This is a genomic window from Deinococcus proteolyticus MRP (assembly GCF_000190555.1).
In the GTDB taxonomy this organism is placed as follows: domain Bacteria; phylum Deinococcota; class Deinococci; order Deinococcales; family Deinococcaceae; genus Deinococcus; species Deinococcus proteolyticus.
Genome location: NC_015161.1, coordinates 467,868 through 485,595, shown reverse-complemented (window position 1 = coordinate 485,595; position 17,728 = coordinate 467,868). Strand labels below are relative to the sequence as shown.

Below are 17,728 nucleotides of genomic sequence, written 5' to 3'. Positions count from 1 at the left end.
TTTTCTCCATTTTTCGGTTTGCGTACTCAGCGTGGGACCGCTGCGCTGCCCCCGGCCGCCTACAGCGATGGCCTATCCTGATTTATGTCCCACTTTCAGTTCACTTCGCAGGCCCAGACCGCTTTTCAGTCCCGCTTCGCAGAGCAGTTCACTGTGGCACAGGCGGTACGCGAGCAGCACGGCCGCGACGAGAGCCGCGAGGCGCCAGTGCTCCCCGATGCCGTCCTGTTCGCTCACAGCGAGCAAGACGTGATCGACGCCCTGCGCCTGGCGGACGAGTACCGCGTGCCGGTCGTGCCCTGGTCCGCCGGCAGCAGCCTGGAAGGCCAGCTGATTCCGGTGCACGGCGGCATTTCGCTGGATGTGTCGGGGCTGAACCGGGTGCTGGACGTGCAGCCCGGCAGCTTCCAGGCCACCGTGCAGGCCGGCGTTACCTACCCGGAGCTGAACCGGCAGCTGCGGCGTGAAGGCCTTTTCTTTCCGGTAGACCCCGGCGCGGAGGCGAGTCTGGGCGGCATGGCCAGCACCAACGCGTCGGGCACGGCAGCGGTGCGCTATGGCACCACCCGCGACAACGTGCTCGCGCTGCGGGCCGTGCTGCCGGGCGGTGAGGTGGTCAACCTGGGCAGCCGCGCCCGCAAGACGGCGGCCGGCTATGACCTGCGCGGGCTGTTTATCGGCGCGGAGGGCACGCTGGGCGTGATTACCGAGCTGACGGTGCGGCTGTACCCCTTGCCAGGCCACGTGGCTGCCCTGCGGGCCAGCTTCCGCAGCATCGAGGAGGGCGCGGCCTGCGCGGCGCTGCTGATGGGCGCCGCCCTGCAACCCGAGCGCCTGGAACTGATTGACGCAGGCGAAATTGCGGCCGTGAACGAGTATCTGGGCCGCGACTATACGGTGGCCCCTACGCTGTGGATGGAGTTCGCGGCGGCCACCGAAGAAGCGCTGGCCGGCACCCTGGCCCTGGCCGGTGAACTGTGCGGCGAGAGCGGGGGCACGGGCCTGGAAGCCGCCTACACCGAAGCCGAGCGGGCGGCGCTGTGGGAAGCGCGGCACAAGGCCTACTACGCCATCACGGCGCAGCACCCCGGCCACGCCTTTTTGACCACCGACATCTGTGTGCCACTGCAGCAGCTACCCGGCATGGTGGCCTATACGACGGCACTGTGCCGCGAGGCGGATGTGGACGCCAGCCTGGTGGGGCACGTGGGCGACGGCAATTTCCACATGACGTTCCATGCCGCCCCGGACGACGCCGGGCGCTGGCAGACCATTCACGGGATTTACGACCGGATGGTGACCCGCGCCCTGGAGTGCGGAGGCACCTGCACCGGCGAACATGGCGTGGGCCTGCACAAAAGGGGCCACCTCGCCCGCCAGCACGGCGACAGCCTACAGCTGATGCGCCGGGTCAAGGCCGCCTTCGATCCCCACGGCATCATGAATCCGGGCAAGATTTTTTAGAAGGAGCGCTCCGACTATTTGGAACAGTTCCAAACCAGCAGGTGTGACCTGCACATGAGGGCCTTGGAAATGAAGTCTGGATGAAAGTCCCGCCAGGCAGCATCTAAGCTAAGCCTATGCAATTGCAACATCAGAATATTGTGATTATCGGGGCCGGTGTCAGTGGGCTGGCCCTGGCTGGGGCACTGCACCGGCATGGAGCACACTGTCAGGTCTACGAAGCCGAGGACCAACTGTGGTCGCTGGGCGGGGGGCTGATTATTCCGCCCAACTCGGTGAAGGTGCTGGAACGGCTGGGGCTGGACTCGGTGCTGAAGGTGCGCGGCGTGGAACTGCAGGAAATGCGTATCTACGACGCTTCAGGCCGCCTGCTGTACGCCCGCTCGCAGCAGGATGTGGCCGGGCAGCATGGGCATGCGCTGCTAGGCCTAGCCCGCGAGGACCTACACCGCGCCCTGGCCGAGTATCTGCCAGCCGGCACGGTGCAGACAGGCCACCGCCTGACCGGGCTGGAGAACCACTTCCATGAGGCGGTGGCGCGCTTCCACAACGGGCGGCAGGTCCGCGCCGACCTGCTGGTGGCCGCCGATGGCCGGAATTCGCGGGTACGCGAACTGCTGTACCCCGAAACCCGGCTGGTGCCCACCGGCGACGTGGCCTACCGGGGCGTGACCTCGCAGCGGCCGGCCGGCGACCTGGACAGCACGTTCAGCGAATTCTGGGGACCGGGGCGGCGCTTTACCTGTTTCCGCATGGCCGAGAACCTCACCTACTGGCACGCCCCGGTGCGCCAGTCGCTAGGAGCGCCCGCGCTCAGCAAGGCCGAGCTGCTGCGGGCGTTCGAGGACTTCCCGCCAGCGGTACTGGACCTGATAGCCGCGACCGACCAAGCGGAAATCACCGCGCTGCCCATACAGGACATCTCTCCGCTGCCCGAGTGGTGGAGTCGCCGCACAGTGCTGATTGGGGACGCAGCCCACGCCACCAGCCCCAACCTGGGCCAGGGGGCCGCGCAGGCCCTGGCAGACGCCGAAGCCCTGGCCACCTGGCTGGTCACGGCCCCGGACCGGCTCACCGCACTGGAAAGCTACCAGCAGCAGCGCGAGGGCACCGCCAACGCCGCCACCGCCACGGCCCGCGCCTTCGGGGAGATGGGCCAAGCCCGCGGGGTGATGCGCTTCGCCCGCAACCTGGCCCTGAGCATCAACCCGGAGCTGGCGCGGCGGCGAATTGAGGCCTTTTACGGCGACCCGGTGAGCTGAGCCGAGTCCAGGCTGCCGGCCGGCTGCGGCGTGGGAGAGCGGTCCTCTCCCTCCCGGTCCTGCCAGGTGCGGTGCAGTTCGCTGTACAGCCCGCCGGCAGCCAGCAGCTCGGTGTGGGTACCGCGCTCCACGATGCGGCCCCGGTCGAGCACCAGAATCTGGTCGGCGCCCTGCACGGTGCTCAGGCGGTGGGCAATCACAAAGGTGGTGCGGCCCTGCATCAGCCGGTCCAGCGCCGCTTGCACCAGCGCTTCGGACTGGTTGTCCAGGGCACTGGTGGCCTCGTCCAGAATCAGCACGCGGGGATTCTTGAGCAGGGCGCGGGCAATGGCGACCCGCTGACGCTGCCCGCCCGACAGCCGTAGACCTCGCTCACCCACCACCGTGGCGTAGCCCTGCGGCAATTCCTGGATGAACTCGTGGGCTCCGGCCGCCTGCGCCGCCGCTTCCACCTCGCTGTCCGGAGCACCGGGGCAGCCATAGCGGATGTTCTCGGCCACCGTGCCCGAAAACAGCTGCGTGTCCTGCGGCACCAGTCCGATGTGCGAGCGTAGCACCTGCAGGTCGTAGTCGCGTATATCGTGGCCGTCCAGGGTAATGCGGCCAGCAGTCACGTCCCAGAAACGGGGAATCAGCCCCACCAGCGTGGTCTTGCCGGCGCCGCTGGGCCCCACCAGGGCCACCGTCTGCCCTGGCCCGGCACTCAGCGAAATACCGTGCAGAACGGAACCGCTGCTCTCATCGCCATAGCCGAAGCCGACCCCTTCAAAGGCCACCTCGCCGCGTGGGTGTTGCAGTGGCCGGGGGGAGGCCGGCTGAGGCAGGTCACTGCGCTCCTGCAGCAGTTCGAAGATGCGGCCCGACGCTCCCGCCGCTTCCTGAAACTGGTTGACCAGCCCGGTCAGGGCGGCAATCGCACCTCCCACCTGAATGGCGTAGAACAGGAACGACACCAGCGCGCCGGGGGTCAGTTCGCCGGCCATGACCTGCCGCCCCCCGAACCACAGCACCAGCGCCAGCGACCCGAAGGTCAGGAAGCTCATGGTGCCGCCCATCAGTGCCTGCCAGCCGGCCCGGCGCAGCGCCGCTTGGAAGCTGGCCTGCACACCCGCGCCGTAGCGGCGGCGTTCCAGGTCCTCGGCCGTGAAACTCTGAACCACCCGCACCCCACTGATGGCTTCCTCGGCGCTGGCGTTGGCCCCGGCCACCGCGTCCTGCACCTCGCGGCTGACCGCCCGAATCCGCCGGCCGATGGTCACGGCAATGGCAATAATCAGCGGCAGACCGACCAGCGCGTAAAGGCTCAGGCGCGGGTTGGTGGCAATCAGCAGCGCCGCGCTGCCGACCAGGGTCACGCTCTGCGCAATCAGGCCCGCCAGCGCCGTGCTGCTGACGCCCTGCACAGTGCCTACATCGGCGGTCAGGCGGCTGGTCAGGTCGCCGGTGCGGTGCGCAGCGAAAAAGCGCGGCGGCAATGTCAGCAGGTGCCCGAACAGCCGCCCGCGCAGGCTGGCCACCACGCCGGCCCCCACCCGCGCCAGCAGATAGGACTGCGCCGCTGCAAACAGGGCCGAGAGCGCGAAAATACCCAGCAGCAGCAGCACCGTGCGGTCCAGTGCTGCCGTGTCGGTGCTGCCCAGCTGCAAAAAAGAAGCGTCTACCAGCCGCCCGAACAGCGCCGGAAATGCCAGGTTGAGCCCGCTGGACAGCAGCGAGGCCAGCACCCCCAGCCAGAACAGCGGGCGGTAAGGCCGGGCCACCACCCACAGGGGCCGCAGGGCCGAGAGCAGCGAAGCCGGCTTCAGGCGCGGCCGGTCACCTGCACCGGCCATGCCAGCTGGAGAAAAGGTCTGCGAAGGGCGCGACATGGCACCCACGCTAGCAACTGCCAGCGGGCGGGATTGCAAGCGGTTGGCTTTTGGAGAGCCCTTTTAGAGCTCTGCACCGGTGGCTTTCCGCGTTAGCCTGCAGCGGTGTCTTCTCTTTCCCTTAGCTTTCCTGCGCAGACAGGGGGCCTACCCCCCGGCGTCCTGACCGGCACCTGGTATGTCACCCGGACCAGCCTGCCGCTGTGGCGGGCGCTGGACAATCCTTCTATCACCTACGCGCCGCTGCCGGGCGGCCTGGTCAGCGATACGGTGCGCTGCACCCGGCGCGGGCGCGAACGGTTCATCTGCGGGCTGGACACGCCGCTGACCACCCCCGGCGCGTTCGAGTGGCGCGGCGTGACCCCACTGACCCGCTTTACGCCCAGCCGCTGGGAAGTGCTGGCCTGTGACCCTGCCGGGGCCGCTTGCCTGGTGACCCTGTTCGCGGCCACCCCGTTCACGCCCGCCGGTCTGGACCTGTGCACCCGGCGGCCCTGGCTGTTGCCAGACGACGAACTCGCCCTGCTGCGGGCGCTGGCTGGCCTGGAGCAGGCGGCAGCCTATCTGCACCGGCTGTTCGCACCGCGGCATGGCCCCGGCCTCTGACCGCGCCCGGCAGCCGGAAGGTCAATCCCCGAACTGCAGATAAATCGCCTTGAGGTACTGCGCTTCGGCAAAGCTGGCGTGGTGGTCGGGTGCGTGCTGCGTGCGGGCCAGCTCGCGCCAGGGCCGGCCGCTGCGGTCGGCGGCGTCCCGCACCGTATCCCAGAACTCCTCGGCGCTGACGTGGGCCGAGCAGCTGGCGCTGAGCAGCAGGCCCCCGCGCTCCAGCCGGGCGATGCCGTCGCGGGCCAGTTTGTGGTAGGCGCGGATGGCCCCTTCCCGCTCGGCTTCGCGCCGCGCCAGCGAAGGCGGGTCGAGAATCACCACGCCGAACTGTTCGCTGCCCTCTGTCAGCCACTCGAATACGTCGGCCTGGACAGGGCGGTGCGGCGCGGTCAGGCCAGGGTTCAGGGCAAAGTTGCGCTCGCTGCTCTCCAGCGCGTGGCGGGAAATGTCCAGGCTGACCACCTCCGCAGCGCCTCCCTGCGCCGCGTACAGACTGAACCCCCCGCTGAAGCTGAAGGCGTTCAGCACCTTTTTTCCGGCGGCAAGGTCGCGCACGCGGCGGCGATTCTCGCGCTGGTCGAGGAAAAAGCCGGTCTTCTGACCCCGCACCACATCCGCCTCGAACGCGATGCCCGATTCGTGGAAAGTCACCGCTGCCGCAGGCGCTTCGCCCACCAGCGTTTGCCCGTCGCTGAGGCCCACTTCTCCCGCCAGCGCCCCGATATTGCGGCTGAGGCGCAGCACCACGCGCAGGCCCGGAAAAGCTCCGGCCAGCAGCTCCAGCACCAGCGGCAGGTGGGGAAACCAGGCTGCCGAGTACAACTTGAGCACCAGCGTGTCCGCGTAGCGGTCCACCACCAGCGCGGGAAAGCCGTCGGACTCGCCGTTCAGCACCCGGTAGCCATCGGTATCGGGGCCGAACAAGCCAGCGCGGCGGGCCAGCGCCGCATCAAAGCGCGCCTGCCACCACTCGCGGTTCACGTTGGCTGGGCTGCCGGCGTGCAGCACCCGCAGCCGCAGCGGTGAGTGCGGGTCGTACAAGCCCACCGCCAGAAAACGGTCACGCCGGTCGTACACCACCGCCAGCTCGCCCGCTTCGCCCCCACGGTTTTGGGTTCTCACGCTCGCTTCGTACACCCAGGGATGCCCGGCCCGCAGATGCTTTTCGGCAGCGGGTGAGACAGTCAGTTTCAGGCGGGGGGCAGCGGGAGCAGCAGGCACAGACACCCCCACAGGCTAGAGCATCGGCGGGCCGCTGCCGGCAGGCCGCCCGGCAGTGTTCTGGTCTGCCGACTACCCGTCACAGCCTGGCCCGCAGACCCGGGTAGGCCCCGGAAGTGGCATTCCCTTTGCCGCTTCCAGGCGGGGGGCGGGTTACTCGCCCAGCACGCGGCGCAGATAAGGACTGCCGAAGCGCCGCTCAGGGTCCAGCGCGTCGCGGGCGGCGCGGAACTCAGCCCAGCCGGGATACAGCGCGGCCAGCTCGTGTTCGCCCAGCGCGTGCAACCGGCCCCAGGCGGGCAGCCCCCCATGTGCCCGCAACACACCCTCGGCCCCCCGGAAATGCGGCCCGGTCACTTCGGGCGGCAGGGCCAGCGGCGCGCCCAGGGCAATCACGGCCATGCCCTCGCCGGCCGGGGTGCCCAGAGGCAATTCGTCGGGCGCCACGAAGCGCACCCCCACCGGCAACTGCAGCGCGGTGCCCTGTGTACCGGCCTGGGCCAACACCGCCCGCAGGTCCCGCAGCGCTGGGGTCAGGGCCGCCAGCGGCACGGCGTATTCCAGTTCACGCAGGGGGTCGCCGGCTGCCAGCAGAGCGTGCTGCGGCGCCAGCACGGCGTCGGCCTGGGCGCGGGCTTCCAGCAGGCCGCGCACCGGCGCCGGCAGCGGTGAGAACAGTGTCCCTGCTTCGGCCAGGGCCTGGGCCGGGCCGCCCAACAGGCCGCCCTGGGCCGCGCCGGTGGCCGGCACGTCGGTTGCTGGCGCGCCGGTCCCCGTCTCGGCCGGCCAGGCCCGGCGCAGTAGCACGGCCTCATGGTCCTCACGGGCCGGGCGCCAGGTGAGCGATACATACGGGGCAGCCTGGGCGTACTCGGGGCCCAGCGCCATCAGTTCGCCCCAGCCCACCGGGCGGGTGCTCACGCGCAGGCGGTAGGCGGGCTGCAGGCGCAGGGTGGCGCGGGTCACCACACCCAGCGCCCCCAGCGACAGCGCCGCCGCCCCGAAGTGCGGGTCGCCGGGACGCAGGCGGCGCAGCTCGCCCTGACCGTCTACCAGTTCCAGCTCGGTCACGGCGGCCCCCAGGCGGGGGCTGGCCAGCCCGGTGGCGTGGGCGCCGGTCGCCAGCGCCCCACCCAGCGTCTGCGCGGCGTGCCCGCCCAGTCCTGGCACGCTCAGCCCACGCGAGTCCAGCGCAGCAGCCAGCTCGCCCAACGGGGTGCCGGCCCAGACGGTCACCGTGCCGGCCGCTTCATTCAGCTCGGCTACCCCGCGCATGCCCTGCAGGCTCAGCATGACTTCCTGTCCCACTGCGAGGGGGCTGAGCGCCGTTCCTGCTCCGACCGGCCGCACCCGCAGGCCAGCCTCAGCGGCGTGGGCAATGGACTGCGCGGTTTCCTGCGGGGTTCTGGGCGCGGCCCACACCTGCGGGCTGGCCTGCGCAGTGCGGCCGCGGTTCTGCCAGGCGGGCGGGGCGGCAGTCTGCCACAGCAGCGGGGTGCCGGAAGAAGAGAGGTCAGTCACGTCGGTTCCCACCATACCGCTGCAGCGCGGCGCGGCCATGAGGCGCGGCCGCCGGGAGCGTTAAACTGGCCTATGAACCGCGAACAAGCCTACGCGCTGATGCTGGAGCACACGCCCAGCGAGTCGTTGCAGCGCCACATGCTGAATGTCGAAGCCGCCATGCGCTGGTACGCCCGCCACTGGGGCGAGGACGAGGAGCTGTACGCCGTCGCTGGATTGCTGCACGACTTCGACTACGAACAGCACCCGGAGGAGCACCCCACCTGGGGCGTCCGCTACCTGCGCGAGCATACCGACACCCCTGAAGTCGTGCTGGACGCCATTATGGGCCACGCCGCCTACACGGGAACCCCCCGCGAAAGCCGCCTGTCCAAGACCCTTTTCGCGGTGGACGAGCTGACCGGGCTGATTCAAGCGGCAGTCCTGATTCGCCCCGACAAGGACATCCGGCAGCTGGAGCTGAAGAGCGTGAAAAAGCGTTTCAAAACCCCGTCTTTCGCAGCGGGCGTGAACCGCGAGGAAGTGGAGCAGGGAGCCGCCGACCTCGGCGTGCCGCTGGAAGAACACATGGCGAATGTGCTGCAGGCCATGCAGGAGGCGCAGGCATGAGGCGGGCGCTGCTGGCGGCACTGGCCCTGGCCTGTGCCCAGACTTGGGCGGGAGCCCAGGCGGCGGCCCCTGTCCAGCCGGCAGCGTCTGCTGGAGCCGCGCAGGCCATTCCCCTCCCCCGCTGGACGCTGGACACGCCGCTGCAGTGGCAGCGCTCCGGCCGGGTGGGCGAGCCGGTAGACGTGCAGCTGCGCTTCGCGGCCGCGCCGGAAGTCACTGTGACTTTCCCCTGCACGCTCAGCGAGCCGCCCAGCGTGAAAGTGACCCGCCTGCGTGAAGGCGGCGAAGACGAGCCGCTGTGGCTGACGCTCAGGCCCGTGTGGGACGCCCCCACGTGCCGGGATAACGTGCTGGTGGTGCCGGGCGGCCTGCGAGGCCAGTACCGCGCCGAGCTGTACGGCCTGCCGGCAGGCAGCTACCGGCTGGACGGCTTCTGGTTCGGCGGCCGGGTGGGCGACACCCTGGGGGCACCGGGGCAGCTGCTGCGGCTGGAGTAACGGGGCCTCATCTTCCGTCAGGCGGGCCGCCCTAGCCTGAGCCATGTACAAAACCCTGCCCCTGCTCACGCTGCTGCTGTGCGCCTCCGCCTCTGCCCAACTTCGGGCTGATATTCAGAAAGATACGCCTGTTGGTCAGGCCACCATGCGGGTCTACGGCGGCGAACAGTTGCTGTTCCAGGCGACGACACCGGGGCTGAACGCGGTGACGGAAAGCAAGTTCAGCCCGGATGGGAAATGGCTGCTGAACATCGCAGACGGGAGCGGCTACGTGCAGCTCTGGGACGTGGAGAAGGGAGAGCGGGTGAAGACTTTCCTGAGCCAGTCCTCCCGCATTTTCGGGGCTGATTTCACGCCTGATGGTCAGCGATTGTTGCTGGATTTCAGCGGCTCGAAGGGAATGGCAGACTCACGCCGACCGGGCTACCTCTCGCCAACGCTCTGGAATCTGGCGACGCTGGAACGCATAGCCTTTGTCTACAACGACAAGCGCGAGAGCTTTTACGATGGCAAGGTCACTTTCAGTACAAATGGTGAACGTATGGCCTTTATCCGGCAATCCAGCCATTCTTACGGCCCTGTCTCCGTCTGGAACGCCAAAACCGGCGCGCATATCGCCACCATCTCCCGCCTGCCTTACCCGCAGGGCGCAGCCCAGACGGGCGGGGCCGGGAGCGTAGACGCCCGCCTCTCGCCTGACGGGAGCCGTGTGCTGGTGCAGTACGTGGACGGCAGACTGGCCGAATATGACGCGAACACGGGCACGTTGCTGAAAATGCGCGGCAAAGTGGCGGAGGCCGAGGCGAAAGCTCAGTTGGAACGGTTCACCCAGAGCGGGAAGTAAACTGATAGAAACGGGCTACCCCCTCAACTGGTTCGTGTTTTATTTCGTGCTGGGGCTGCTGCTGGGGCAATTTGCTATTTGGGACTGGAAATGGGCGGCGGTGTGCGGGGTGGCGAATGCTTTGGCAATGGCTTTCGTGATGCCCAAGCTAAGCTTGCCAATAACCTACCCAGCTATTCACTTTGCACTGCTAGGTGTGGGCCTGCTGGTGCTGTGGGGCAGTTCTAGAGCATCTGACCTCAGTACCTGACAGGTTGCCTTTTAGCCCCTCCTAGCGCGGGAAATGGAGTCCTCAAGAGAGCCAGAAAGAGCCTGAATTTCTCCCCGCCCCATCGCAGCGCACGGCTCAGCTCCTCATATCCGTACCTCGCCCTGCTTTCCGCAGGGCGACCATGTTTTTTGACACGTATGGGCCTTGCTGTGGCTCGCCATTCACCCACGCGCAGCATCCAGGTCAAGGCCGGGGTCAGCAGACCAAACAAATTCCCTACCCGCTCCGGGTTGGTCATGTGGGTCTGCTCCAGATTCAAGCCTCTGGATTTCATGGCAGAGAAGGTGGTTTCGATGGCCCAGCGCTGCCTGTAGACCTCCAATGTGTCCCAAACAGATAAATCTGAAGCGATGATGACCCGCTCTCCCTCTGGGGAGAGCGTCGCGACCACGCGCATCCAGCTGCCCTGAACCCAGGCCTTTTCGAACAAGGTACGTGTCTGGCCGGGTGTCAATTCGGCGAAGCAGTCACGAGCATATTCACCGTCTAACACGGTATTGGCCCGAATACAGATACATCTTTTGATCCCGCTGCGCCGCAAAAACGTGAACCACTCCTGACCGAGAAACTCTCTATCCGCGATCAGCACCGTCCACCTGCGTGCGGGGATGCGTCCCAGCAGCTGACCCACCAACATCATGCGTGCCCTGGATTCACTGTTGCCACCATGCTTCAGTTCCTTCCAAGCGAGGGGAAGGGTGACATTGCCCAGCACCACGCCGATGACCAGCAGGTTGAGATGAGACTGGCCGTGCTTCCAGTTGGTGCGGTCCATGATCAGGGTCAGTTTTCCCTCAGGCAGCAGTGGCAGCAGGACATCCTGGATGTCCTGCTGTGTCAGGCCAGCACCATGCAGCACACGGGCCACCATGCGCGTGATGGACGGTGTCGTTGCAGCACGGTCAATATGGAGTGCAATCTTGCGGTGGAGAGTGGACTCTGCCTGCAAGATGCCGAACAGGACTTCTGCAACGCAGCGCAGACGGTCCATACGGTGGTGTGGGAGACGCTCTTTCAGGTAGGTCACGAATGTGTCAACATTCGTCAGGGCGGCTTGGTTCGGTTTCACACCTCCATAAGCCGCCCTGCTTCATATTTTTCTGCGATCCAGACAACGTTTCCTTCAACCTGTCAGGTACTGAGGCATCTGACATAAGAATGGCGTGTTTTCGCCATTCGTTGTCCGATTCGCAAAGCTGTGAAGCAGAGCGAAGCGAGTGGATTTAGAAAGAACACCCAGCAGAATGGAGGTACCCCAGGAAAAGCGCCTGGGGTACCGTAATTCTGTCAAATGCTCTAGGCTGCTGCCTTTGCCTGCGCGGGTGGGGGCGGCTTTGGTGGTTACGCCGCTCATATCGTGGGCGGTAGCTGTGGCAGGATTTCTAGCTTTCCTGATTATTGCTGCCTCCGCCTTAGCCAAAAGCTGCTGCGCCGCTTGCCACAACGCGGGAAACTCACTCAGGCCTGACGCTTGAAGTAGTGGTAGAGCGTCCAAGAACCGGTATAGGTCCAGCCTGCTTGCTCCAGCTCCTGCCGGACGGCGGCAGACAGCAGCCCCTCTGTCCGGCAGTAGTTCCAGACCGTGCGGGCACCGGCCACCTCAGGTCTGCGGAAATTCAGGACCAGTGGTCCGAAACTGATGAGCTCCCAGCCTTCGCGGCCCATCTGTTCGAGGGTAGAAATTTCGTTGAAAGCCGTGGCGAGGCGGTCCTGGTATTCCCAGGCCGTGCCGGTCAGGGCAACGCGTTCTTCTGCAGTCACCATAAATATTTCCTCCAGTGGAAGGTCAAAAAGCCATGAGAGGCGGAAGGCCAGCAGCAGACTGGGGTCATTCCGACCAGTCTCGAAGTTGTTGACGGTCTGCCGGGAGACACCGAGGTGTCCCGCCAAGTCAGCCTGCGACCAGCCCCGTGCAGTACGGAGTTCTTTGAGCTTATTGCGAATAGTTGGTCCTCCCTGTCGACTCCTACAACATAGGCGCACTTCACCGGTTTGTCAAATATTTTTTACATGGCAAACTTTCTAAACACTTCGGTCCTGTTGGCAGGTGCTCCTGCCGCATCAGGCCGTAGGCTGTACGCGGACGGAACGAGTGATGTCGAATAGCTTGACTGTGCGGCTACTCGCGCCCCTTCGCCCGCACGCCCTTGGTCGCAGGCTGCTTGCGCACCCACTTCACGAACTTCTGCACCTGCTCGTCGGCCTGAAGCGCTTCCAGCGTGTTGAGCCGCGTCGCCAGCTCGTTGATGGAAAACGTGCTGTGCAGATACTGCTGGCAGGCCGGGCACAGGCCCACGGTGGGCAGGTCCTGCGGTTTGATGCCCTTACGCTTGCCGGCAATGATGGGAATCAGGTGATGTTGCACCAATTCGGGAACCTCGCGCTCGCAGAGGGCACAGGTAAGAGCCGCGGCCTCAGACGAGGGGGCTTCGGGCCAGGTGGAAAAGGAGTTACGGCGGGCCATGTGCCGAGGGTAGTGCATCGCCGGCAAAAAGGGACGCTTCCCAGTGCAGGAAACGTCCCTTCAGGTGATGAGGCGGGAAGCAGGTGAGAGGTCATCCGGAAAATGGGGATGAGCTCCAAGCGAGTCTGCGTCTACTCGCTCTGCCCGCATCACATCGCGGAGGTGTACCCACCCCTGCGATGTTCCGGACAGCCTCTAGTCTGCGGCCTGCTCGCCCGCTTCAGCGGCAAACACTTCAATCACCCCGGCTGCACCCATGCCACCGCCGATGCACATGGTAATCAGGGCCTTGCCGCCGCCGCGCCGGCGCAGCTCGTAAATGGCGCTGGTGGTCAGCTTGGCCCCGGAGCAGCCGAGCGGGTGACCCAGCGCAATCGCGCCGCCGTTCACGTTCAACTTGCTTTCGTCAATGCCCAGTTCGCGGACCACAGCCAGAGACTGAGCCGCAAACGCTTCGTTCAGCTCGATCAGGTCAATGTCGTCCAGACTCAGGCCAGTCTGCTTCAGCACTTTGGGCACCGCGGCCACCGGGCCGATGCCCATGATTTCGGGGTCCACGCCCGCTACCGCAAAGCCCAGGAATTTGGCGAGCGGCTTCACGCCCAGTTCTTCTACCTTGTCACCGCTCATGACCACCACAGCGGCGGCTCCATCGGAAAAGGGGCTGGAGTTGGCCGGGGTCACGCTGCCGCCCAGCTTGAAGGCCGATTTGAGCTTGCCCATCGCTTCCAGGCTGGCGTCATCACGAATCAGTTCGTCGGTGTCGAACTGCACCGTTTCGGACTTGAGCTTGGTGCCCTTCAGAGTATCTACCTGCACCGGCACGGGCACGATTTCGTCCTTGAACTTTCCAGCGTCACGCGCCGCTTTGGCCTTCTGGTGGCTGGCGAGGGCGAACTTGTCCTGGTCTTCGCGGCTCACGCCGTATTTCTCGGCCACGTTCTCGGCGGTCATGCCCATGCCCACGTACGCACCGGGGCGGGTGTCCACCAGGTCGGGGTTGGGGCTGGGGTTGTGGCCGCTCATGGGCACCATGCTCATGCTTTCCACGCCGCCGGCCAGCATCACGTCGGCCTGCCCGGTCTGCACTGCCGCCGCCGCCATAGCGATGGTTTGCAGGCCGCTGGAGCAAAAACGGTTCACGGTCACGCCGCCCACGCTGTCGGGCATCCCCGCCCGCAGCGCGGCCAGGCGGGCCACATTCAGGCCCTGCTCGGCTTCGGGAATCGCGCAGCCGAGATACACATCTTCGACCTCGCTGGCCTCGATGCCTGCACGGCTGACAGCTTCTTTCAGCACCAGCGCGGCCAGGTCGTCGGGTCGGGTGTTGCGGAGGGTGCCTTTCACGCCACGTCCTACGGGCGTGCGGACGGCGGAAACGATGTATGCGTCTTTCATTGAAAATCTCCTCGGGAGAAAAGAAAAGAGGGAAAGGTCAAGCGAGTCTAGGAGTTCGGGAGTCGGGCGACTCAGGGCCGCATCACTTAAAGCTGGTCTCTTCGAGACTCGGTCACCCGCCGGATAAACGCTTCCAGCGCCGCCTCATACCGCTCTGGGTCAATGTTCCAGCAGCGGATGTGGCGTGCGCCCTCCACGGTGTGGAACTCCACCAGGTCGGGGCGGGCTTCGGCCAGTGCCTTTGCCTGCCAGTACGGAATGGTCTTGTCGCTGGGGCTGTGAAACAGCAGAATCGGCACGCCAAAGCGGGGCGCGGCGGCCAACTGGTCTACCGTGTCGAAATTCTGCCCGCTGCGGCGGGTGACCAGCCGCTCAATCATGCGGCCCACCGGCTTGGCGATGAACTGCGGTAGCCCTCCCCGGCGGGCCTGACGGCGAATCACGTCGCGCCATTCCAGCGCAGGGCTGTCGAGCACCACGCCGCGCACGGGCAGGGGCAGCGGCTCGAAGCTGGGCCGCAGGGCACTCAGGGCAATGTTGCCGCCCATGGAGTACCCCATCAGCACCGCCTGCTGGTAGCCCTGGCCGCGCGCCCACTCCAGTGCCGAGAGCACGTCTTCAGCCTCCACGTCGCCCAGGGTCATGTGACCTTTGCCTACGCGGGGCGCCCCGAAAGCGTTGCGGAAGGTGACGTACAGCTGCGCCGCCCCCGTCCGTTCCAGCGAACGAAGCACCCGCAGCCCCTGCGAACGCTGCCCCCCATGACCATGAATCTGAATCACGATGAGGTCGCGCTCGCCGGTCACGCTGGGTACATGCCACGCGGGCATATCGCCCACGTCGGTGCGCACCACCACGTTCTCGTAGTTCGCGTCCAGCTGGGCCGGGGTGCCGTTGTACACGAAACTGGACACCCAGGCAATCCAGCCGGGCTGGATGACACCGCGTTCCTCCAGCACCGGGCGTTCCACATAGGGGCCGCGCCGCTCCACATGCCCAATCACGGCGTGGCCCCTCACCGGGTTCAGCGGCACCACGCCCAGCACGTCACGGCTGAGGCTTTCGGGGACCGGCGGCAGCAGCAGCCGGTCCCCGCTGCGGCCCACCACCAGAAAGCTCCCCTTGACCCAGCGCGACTTGGAGCGCAGCAGCACCTCCGCACCCACCAGTGCACCCACGGCAATGGCGGCGACGTAGGCGGCGGCGGCAAGGGCGACCGTGCGGGGCAGGTGTTTGGGGGTGAAGTGCTGCCGGAAGTTCATGAGGTCCTCGGAGGGGAAAGGGGCGGGGTGGGGGGCGGAGAGCCAGCTCAGTTACGCAGCGGCTTGCCGGTCTTGAGCATGTGCCCGATGCGCTGCTGGGTGCCCTTCTTGCCGGCCAGGGTCAGGAAGGCTTCGCGCTCCAGGTCCAGCAGGTGCTGCTCGGACACCTTCTGGCCGCGGGTGCGGCCCACGCCGCCGCTCAGCACGCGGGCCAGCTGCTCGGACACCACCACGTCGTAGTCGGTGATGTAACCGGCCTGACGCATGCCGTACACCGCGCTCTTCACGGCAGCCACGGCATCCTCGCCCATCACGGGGATGTCCTGGCGCATCTGCGGCTGCACGTAGCCGGGGGCCAGGGCCAGCACGTGGCGCTTGGCTTCCTCGATGCGGAGGTTGGGGTTCATCACCACGGTGTCGCTGTCACGCAGCAGGCCCAGTTCCTTCGCTTCCAGCGCACTGGTGCTCACCTTGGCAGTGCCAATCAGCTCGAAGGCACGCTGCACGGCCGGCAGCAGGGGCTGGCCCGGTTGCAGCCGGTCAGTAAAGCGCAGCAGCATTTCCTTGGTGCCGCCGCCGCCAGGAATCAGGCCCACGCCCACTTCCACCAGGCCCATGTACAGCTCGGCGCTGGCGGTGACATGGTCGCCATGCAGGGTGAACTCGCAGCCGCCGCCCAGCGCCAGGTTGTGCGGAGCCACCACACAGGGGTGCGGGCTGAAGCGCAGGCTGGTGGTGGTGTTCTGGAACTCGCGGATGGTGGCGTCCATCTCGTCCCAGTCGTCGTCCTGAGCCATGCTGAGAATGGCAGGCAGGTTGGCTCCGGCGCTGAAGTTCTCGCCCTGGTTCGCCACGACCAGGCCGGCGTACCCGAGGGCCTGCACCTGCTTGTGGGCTTCCTGCACCATCCGCAGCTGGTCCTCGCCCAGGGCGTTCATCTTGGCGTGCCACTCCACCAGCAGCACCCCGTCACCGATATCCACGATGCTGGCACCGGCTTTTTTCTTGATGACCTTGGTGGCGTCCTTTTTCAGGTCGGTCAGAATCAGGTAGGGGGCTTCGTAGGGGGTCTTGTCGCCCGCTGGAGTGACGATTTCGCCCTCGCCATAGAAGCTCTCGGCGCCCGAGTCCTTCATCCGTTGCAGCAGCGGGGGCAGGCTCAGGCCGGCGGCCTCGATGTTGCCGATCACGCGCTGCACGCCCAGCAGCTCCATCGTCTCAAAGGGGCCAACCTCCCAGCCGAAGCCCCACTTCATGGCATTGTCGATGTCGGCCAGGTTGCCCGACACGTAGCCGGCCATCTTGGCGGCGTACCAGAACGAATCGTTCAGGCTGGCACGCATAAAGTCGCCCTCGGGGCCTTCGGCGGTGTACAGCCCTTCCAGGCGCTCGGCCAGCGGCTTGCCCTTGAGCGCTTCGGCCAGCTTGCTCTTGGCCTTGCCTTCGCCGGTGTACTCGCCAGTGGCGACATCCAGCGCAGTGATCACGGTCTTGCCGTTTTCGTCCTTGCCCTTTTTGAAGAACCCCGAGCCGGACTTGTCGCCCAGGATGCCCTTGCCCACCATGTCGTGGAAGAACTGCGGCAGGGTAAAGTCCTCGTCGTCGCCGCTGTATTTCTGCAGGTCGGCGGCCACATGGCTGATGATGTCCAGACCGCTGAGGTCGGCGGTGCGGAAAGTGGCGGACTTGGCGCGGCCGGCCACCGGGCCGGTGATGGCGTCCACCTGCGCAGGGGTCAGGCCGGCGTCCTGCATATGCTTCATGGCACGCACGATGCCGTACACGCCGATGCGGTTGGCCACAAAGCCCGGCACGTCGTTGGCGACCACGATGCCCTTGCCCAGCACGCTGCGGCCAAATTCGCTCAGTGCGGCGGTCACTTCAGGGCGGGTCTTCTCGGTCGGAATCAGCTCCAGCAGGTGCAGGTAGCGCGGCGGGTTGAAAAAGTGAGCGCCGATAAAGCGGCTCTGGAAGTCCTCGCTGCGGCCTTCAATCTGCATCTGCATGGGAATGCCGCTGGAGTTGCTGGAGATGATGGCCGTCTTTTTGGCGGCAGCTTCTACCTTGGCCCACAGCTCCTGCTTGACTTCCAGCTTTTCCAGGACCGCTTCAATCACCCAGTCGCAGTCCCCGATGTCTTTCAGGTTGTCTTCCAGGTTGCCGGGAGTGATCAGCGCGGCGCGGCTTCCCAACATGAACGCGGCGGGGCGGGCCTTCAGCGCCTTTTCGATGCCGGCCTTGGCCAGGAAGTTGCGGTCTTCCTTGTCGGGGAGCACGATGTCCAGCAGGCGCACGGGAATCCCGGCATTGGCCAGGTGGGCGGCGATGGCCGCGCCCATCACGCCCGCGCCGATGACGGCCACTTTGCGGATGGGGGGCAGGGGGGGATGTTGACGGTCTTGCATGGAACCTCCTGACGCCAGGGGCGCCGAAACGAG

Annotated in this window: 16 protein-coding genes; 7 read left to right on the top strand and 9 right to left on the bottom strand. The window is 66.3% G+C overall.

Annotated features, from left to right (window positions below; translation table 11 throughout):
• The first annotated feature begins 84 nt into the window (after positions 1-84).
• Entirely contained in the window at positions 85-1,464 is a 1,380-nt protein-coding gene (locus DEIPR_RS02445; RefSeq protein WP_013614250.1) for an FAD-binding oxidoreductase, read from the top strand.
• A gap of 116 nt (positions 1,465-1,580) precedes the next feature.
• Positions 1,581-2,726, top strand: a complete 1,146-nt coding sequence (locus DEIPR_RS02440) for an FAD-dependent monooxygenase (RefSeq protein ID WP_013614249.1) — start codon at positions 1,581-1,583, stop codon at positions 2,724-2,726.
• Here the strand turns inward: DEIPR_RS02440 and DEIPR_RS02435 are convergent.
• Positions 2,705-4,558, bottom strand: a complete 1,854-nt coding sequence (locus DEIPR_RS02435) for an ABC transporter ATP-binding protein (protein WP_013614248.1) — start codon at positions 4,556-4,558, stop codon at positions 2,705-2,707. The two genes, DEIPR_RS02440 and DEIPR_RS02435, sit on opposite strands and share 22 nt — an antisense overlap.
• Before the next feature lie 141 nt (positions 4,559-4,699).
• On the opposite strand from DEIPR_RS02435, the gene DEIPR_RS02430 reads away from it, so the two are divergent.
• Positions 4,700-5,200 (top strand): hypothetical protein, encoded by a 501-nt coding sequence (locus DEIPR_RS02430; RefSeq protein ID WP_013614247.1) that lies wholly within the window; start codon positions 4,700-4,702, stop codon positions 5,198-5,200.
• 21 nt (positions 5,201-5,221) lie between these two features.
• Here DEIPR_RS02430 and DEIPR_RS02425 read toward each other — a convergent pair whose 3' ends face one another.
• Entirely contained in the window at positions 5,222-6,430 is a 1,209-nt protein-coding gene (locus DEIPR_RS02425) for a 23S rRNA (cytosine(2499)-C(5))-methyltransferase (RefSeq protein ID WP_041221904.1), read from the bottom strand.
• A 147-nt stretch (positions 6,431-6,577) separates the two neighbouring features.
• Entirely contained in the window at positions 6,578-7,945 is a 1,368-nt protein-coding gene (locus DEIPR_RS02420; protein WP_169310662.1) for an FAD-binding protein, read from the bottom strand.
• Between the two features lie 72 nt (positions 7,946-8,017).
• Here DEIPR_RS02420 and DEIPR_RS02415 point away from each other — a divergent pair, with 72 nt between their 5' ends.
• The 4 genes from DEIPR_RS02415 to DEIPR_RS02400 are packed head-to-tail and all read left to right on the top strand — an operon-like array spanning position 8,018 to position 10,145.
• Positions 8,018-8,554: an HD domain-containing protein gene (locus tag DEIPR_RS02415; RefSeq protein WP_013614244.1), complete on the top strand. Its 537-nt coding sequence runs from the start codon at positions 8,018-8,020 to the stop codon at positions 8,552-8,554.
• Positions 8,551-9,051 (top strand): hypothetical protein, encoded by a 501-nt coding sequence (locus tag DEIPR_RS02410; protein ID WP_013614243.1) that lies wholly within the window; start codon positions 8,551-8,553, stop codon positions 9,049-9,051. Before DEIPR_RS02415 ends, DEIPR_RS02410 begins: the two co-directional genes overlap by 4 nt.
• Before the next feature lie 43 nt (positions 9,052-9,094).
• A complete protein-coding gene (locus DEIPR_RS02405) occupies positions 9,095-9,895 on the top strand; it encodes a WD40 repeat domain-containing protein (protein ID WP_013614242.1) in 801 nt (266 codons plus the stop codon).
• Between the two features lie 34 nt (positions 9,896-9,929).
• Positions 9,930-10,145 (top strand): hypothetical protein, encoded by a 216-nt coding sequence (locus tag DEIPR_RS02400; RefSeq protein ID WP_013614241.1) that lies wholly within the window; start codon positions 9,930-9,932, stop codon positions 10,143-10,145.
• Here the strand turns inward: DEIPR_RS02400 and DEIPR_RS02395 are convergent.
• The 6 genes from DEIPR_RS02395 to DEIPR_RS02370 all read right to left on the bottom strand — a co-directional run bounded on the left by DEIPR_RS02395 (position 10,135) and on the right by DEIPR_RS02370 (position 17,695).
• Complete coding sequence (locus tag DEIPR_RS02395; protein WP_425358580.1) at positions 10,135-11,235, bottom strand: IS4 family transposase; 1,101 nt, start codon at positions 11,233-11,235, stop codon at positions 10,135-10,137. The genes DEIPR_RS02400 and DEIPR_RS02395 overlap by 11 nt on opposite strands.
• A gap of 389 nt (positions 11,236-11,624) precedes the next feature.
• A complete protein-coding gene (locus tag DEIPR_RS14790) occupies positions 11,625-12,149 on the bottom strand; it encodes a helix-turn-helix domain-containing protein (protein WP_169310661.1) in 525 nt (174 codons plus the stop codon).
• Between the two features lie 136 nt (positions 12,150-12,285).
• A complete protein-coding gene (locus tag DEIPR_RS02385; protein ID WP_013614239.1) occupies positions 12,286-12,630 on the bottom strand; it encodes an HNH endonuclease in 345 nt (114 codons plus the stop codon).
• 195 nt (positions 12,631-12,825) lie between these two features.
• Positions 12,826-14,028 (bottom strand): thiolase family protein, encoded by a 1,203-nt coding sequence (locus DEIPR_RS02380; RefSeq protein ID WP_013614238.1) that lies wholly within the window; start codon positions 14,026-14,028, stop codon positions 12,826-12,828.
• A gap of 86 nt (positions 14,029-14,114) precedes the next feature.
• Positions 14,115-15,290 carry an alpha/beta hydrolase gene (locus tag DEIPR_RS02375; RefSeq protein WP_013614237.1) on the bottom strand — a complete coding sequence of 392 codons (1,176 nt, stop codon included), beginning with the start codon at positions 15,288-15,290 and terminating at the stop codon, positions 14,115-14,117.
• A gap of 47 nt (positions 15,291-15,337) precedes the next feature.
• Positions 15,338-17,695 (bottom strand): 3-hydroxyacyl-CoA dehydrogenase/enoyl-CoA hydratase family protein, encoded by a 2,358-nt coding sequence (locus tag DEIPR_RS02370; RefSeq protein ID WP_013614236.1) that lies wholly within the window; start codon positions 17,693-17,695, stop codon positions 15,338-15,340.
• Between the last annotated feature and the right edge of the window lie 33 nt (positions 17,696-17,728).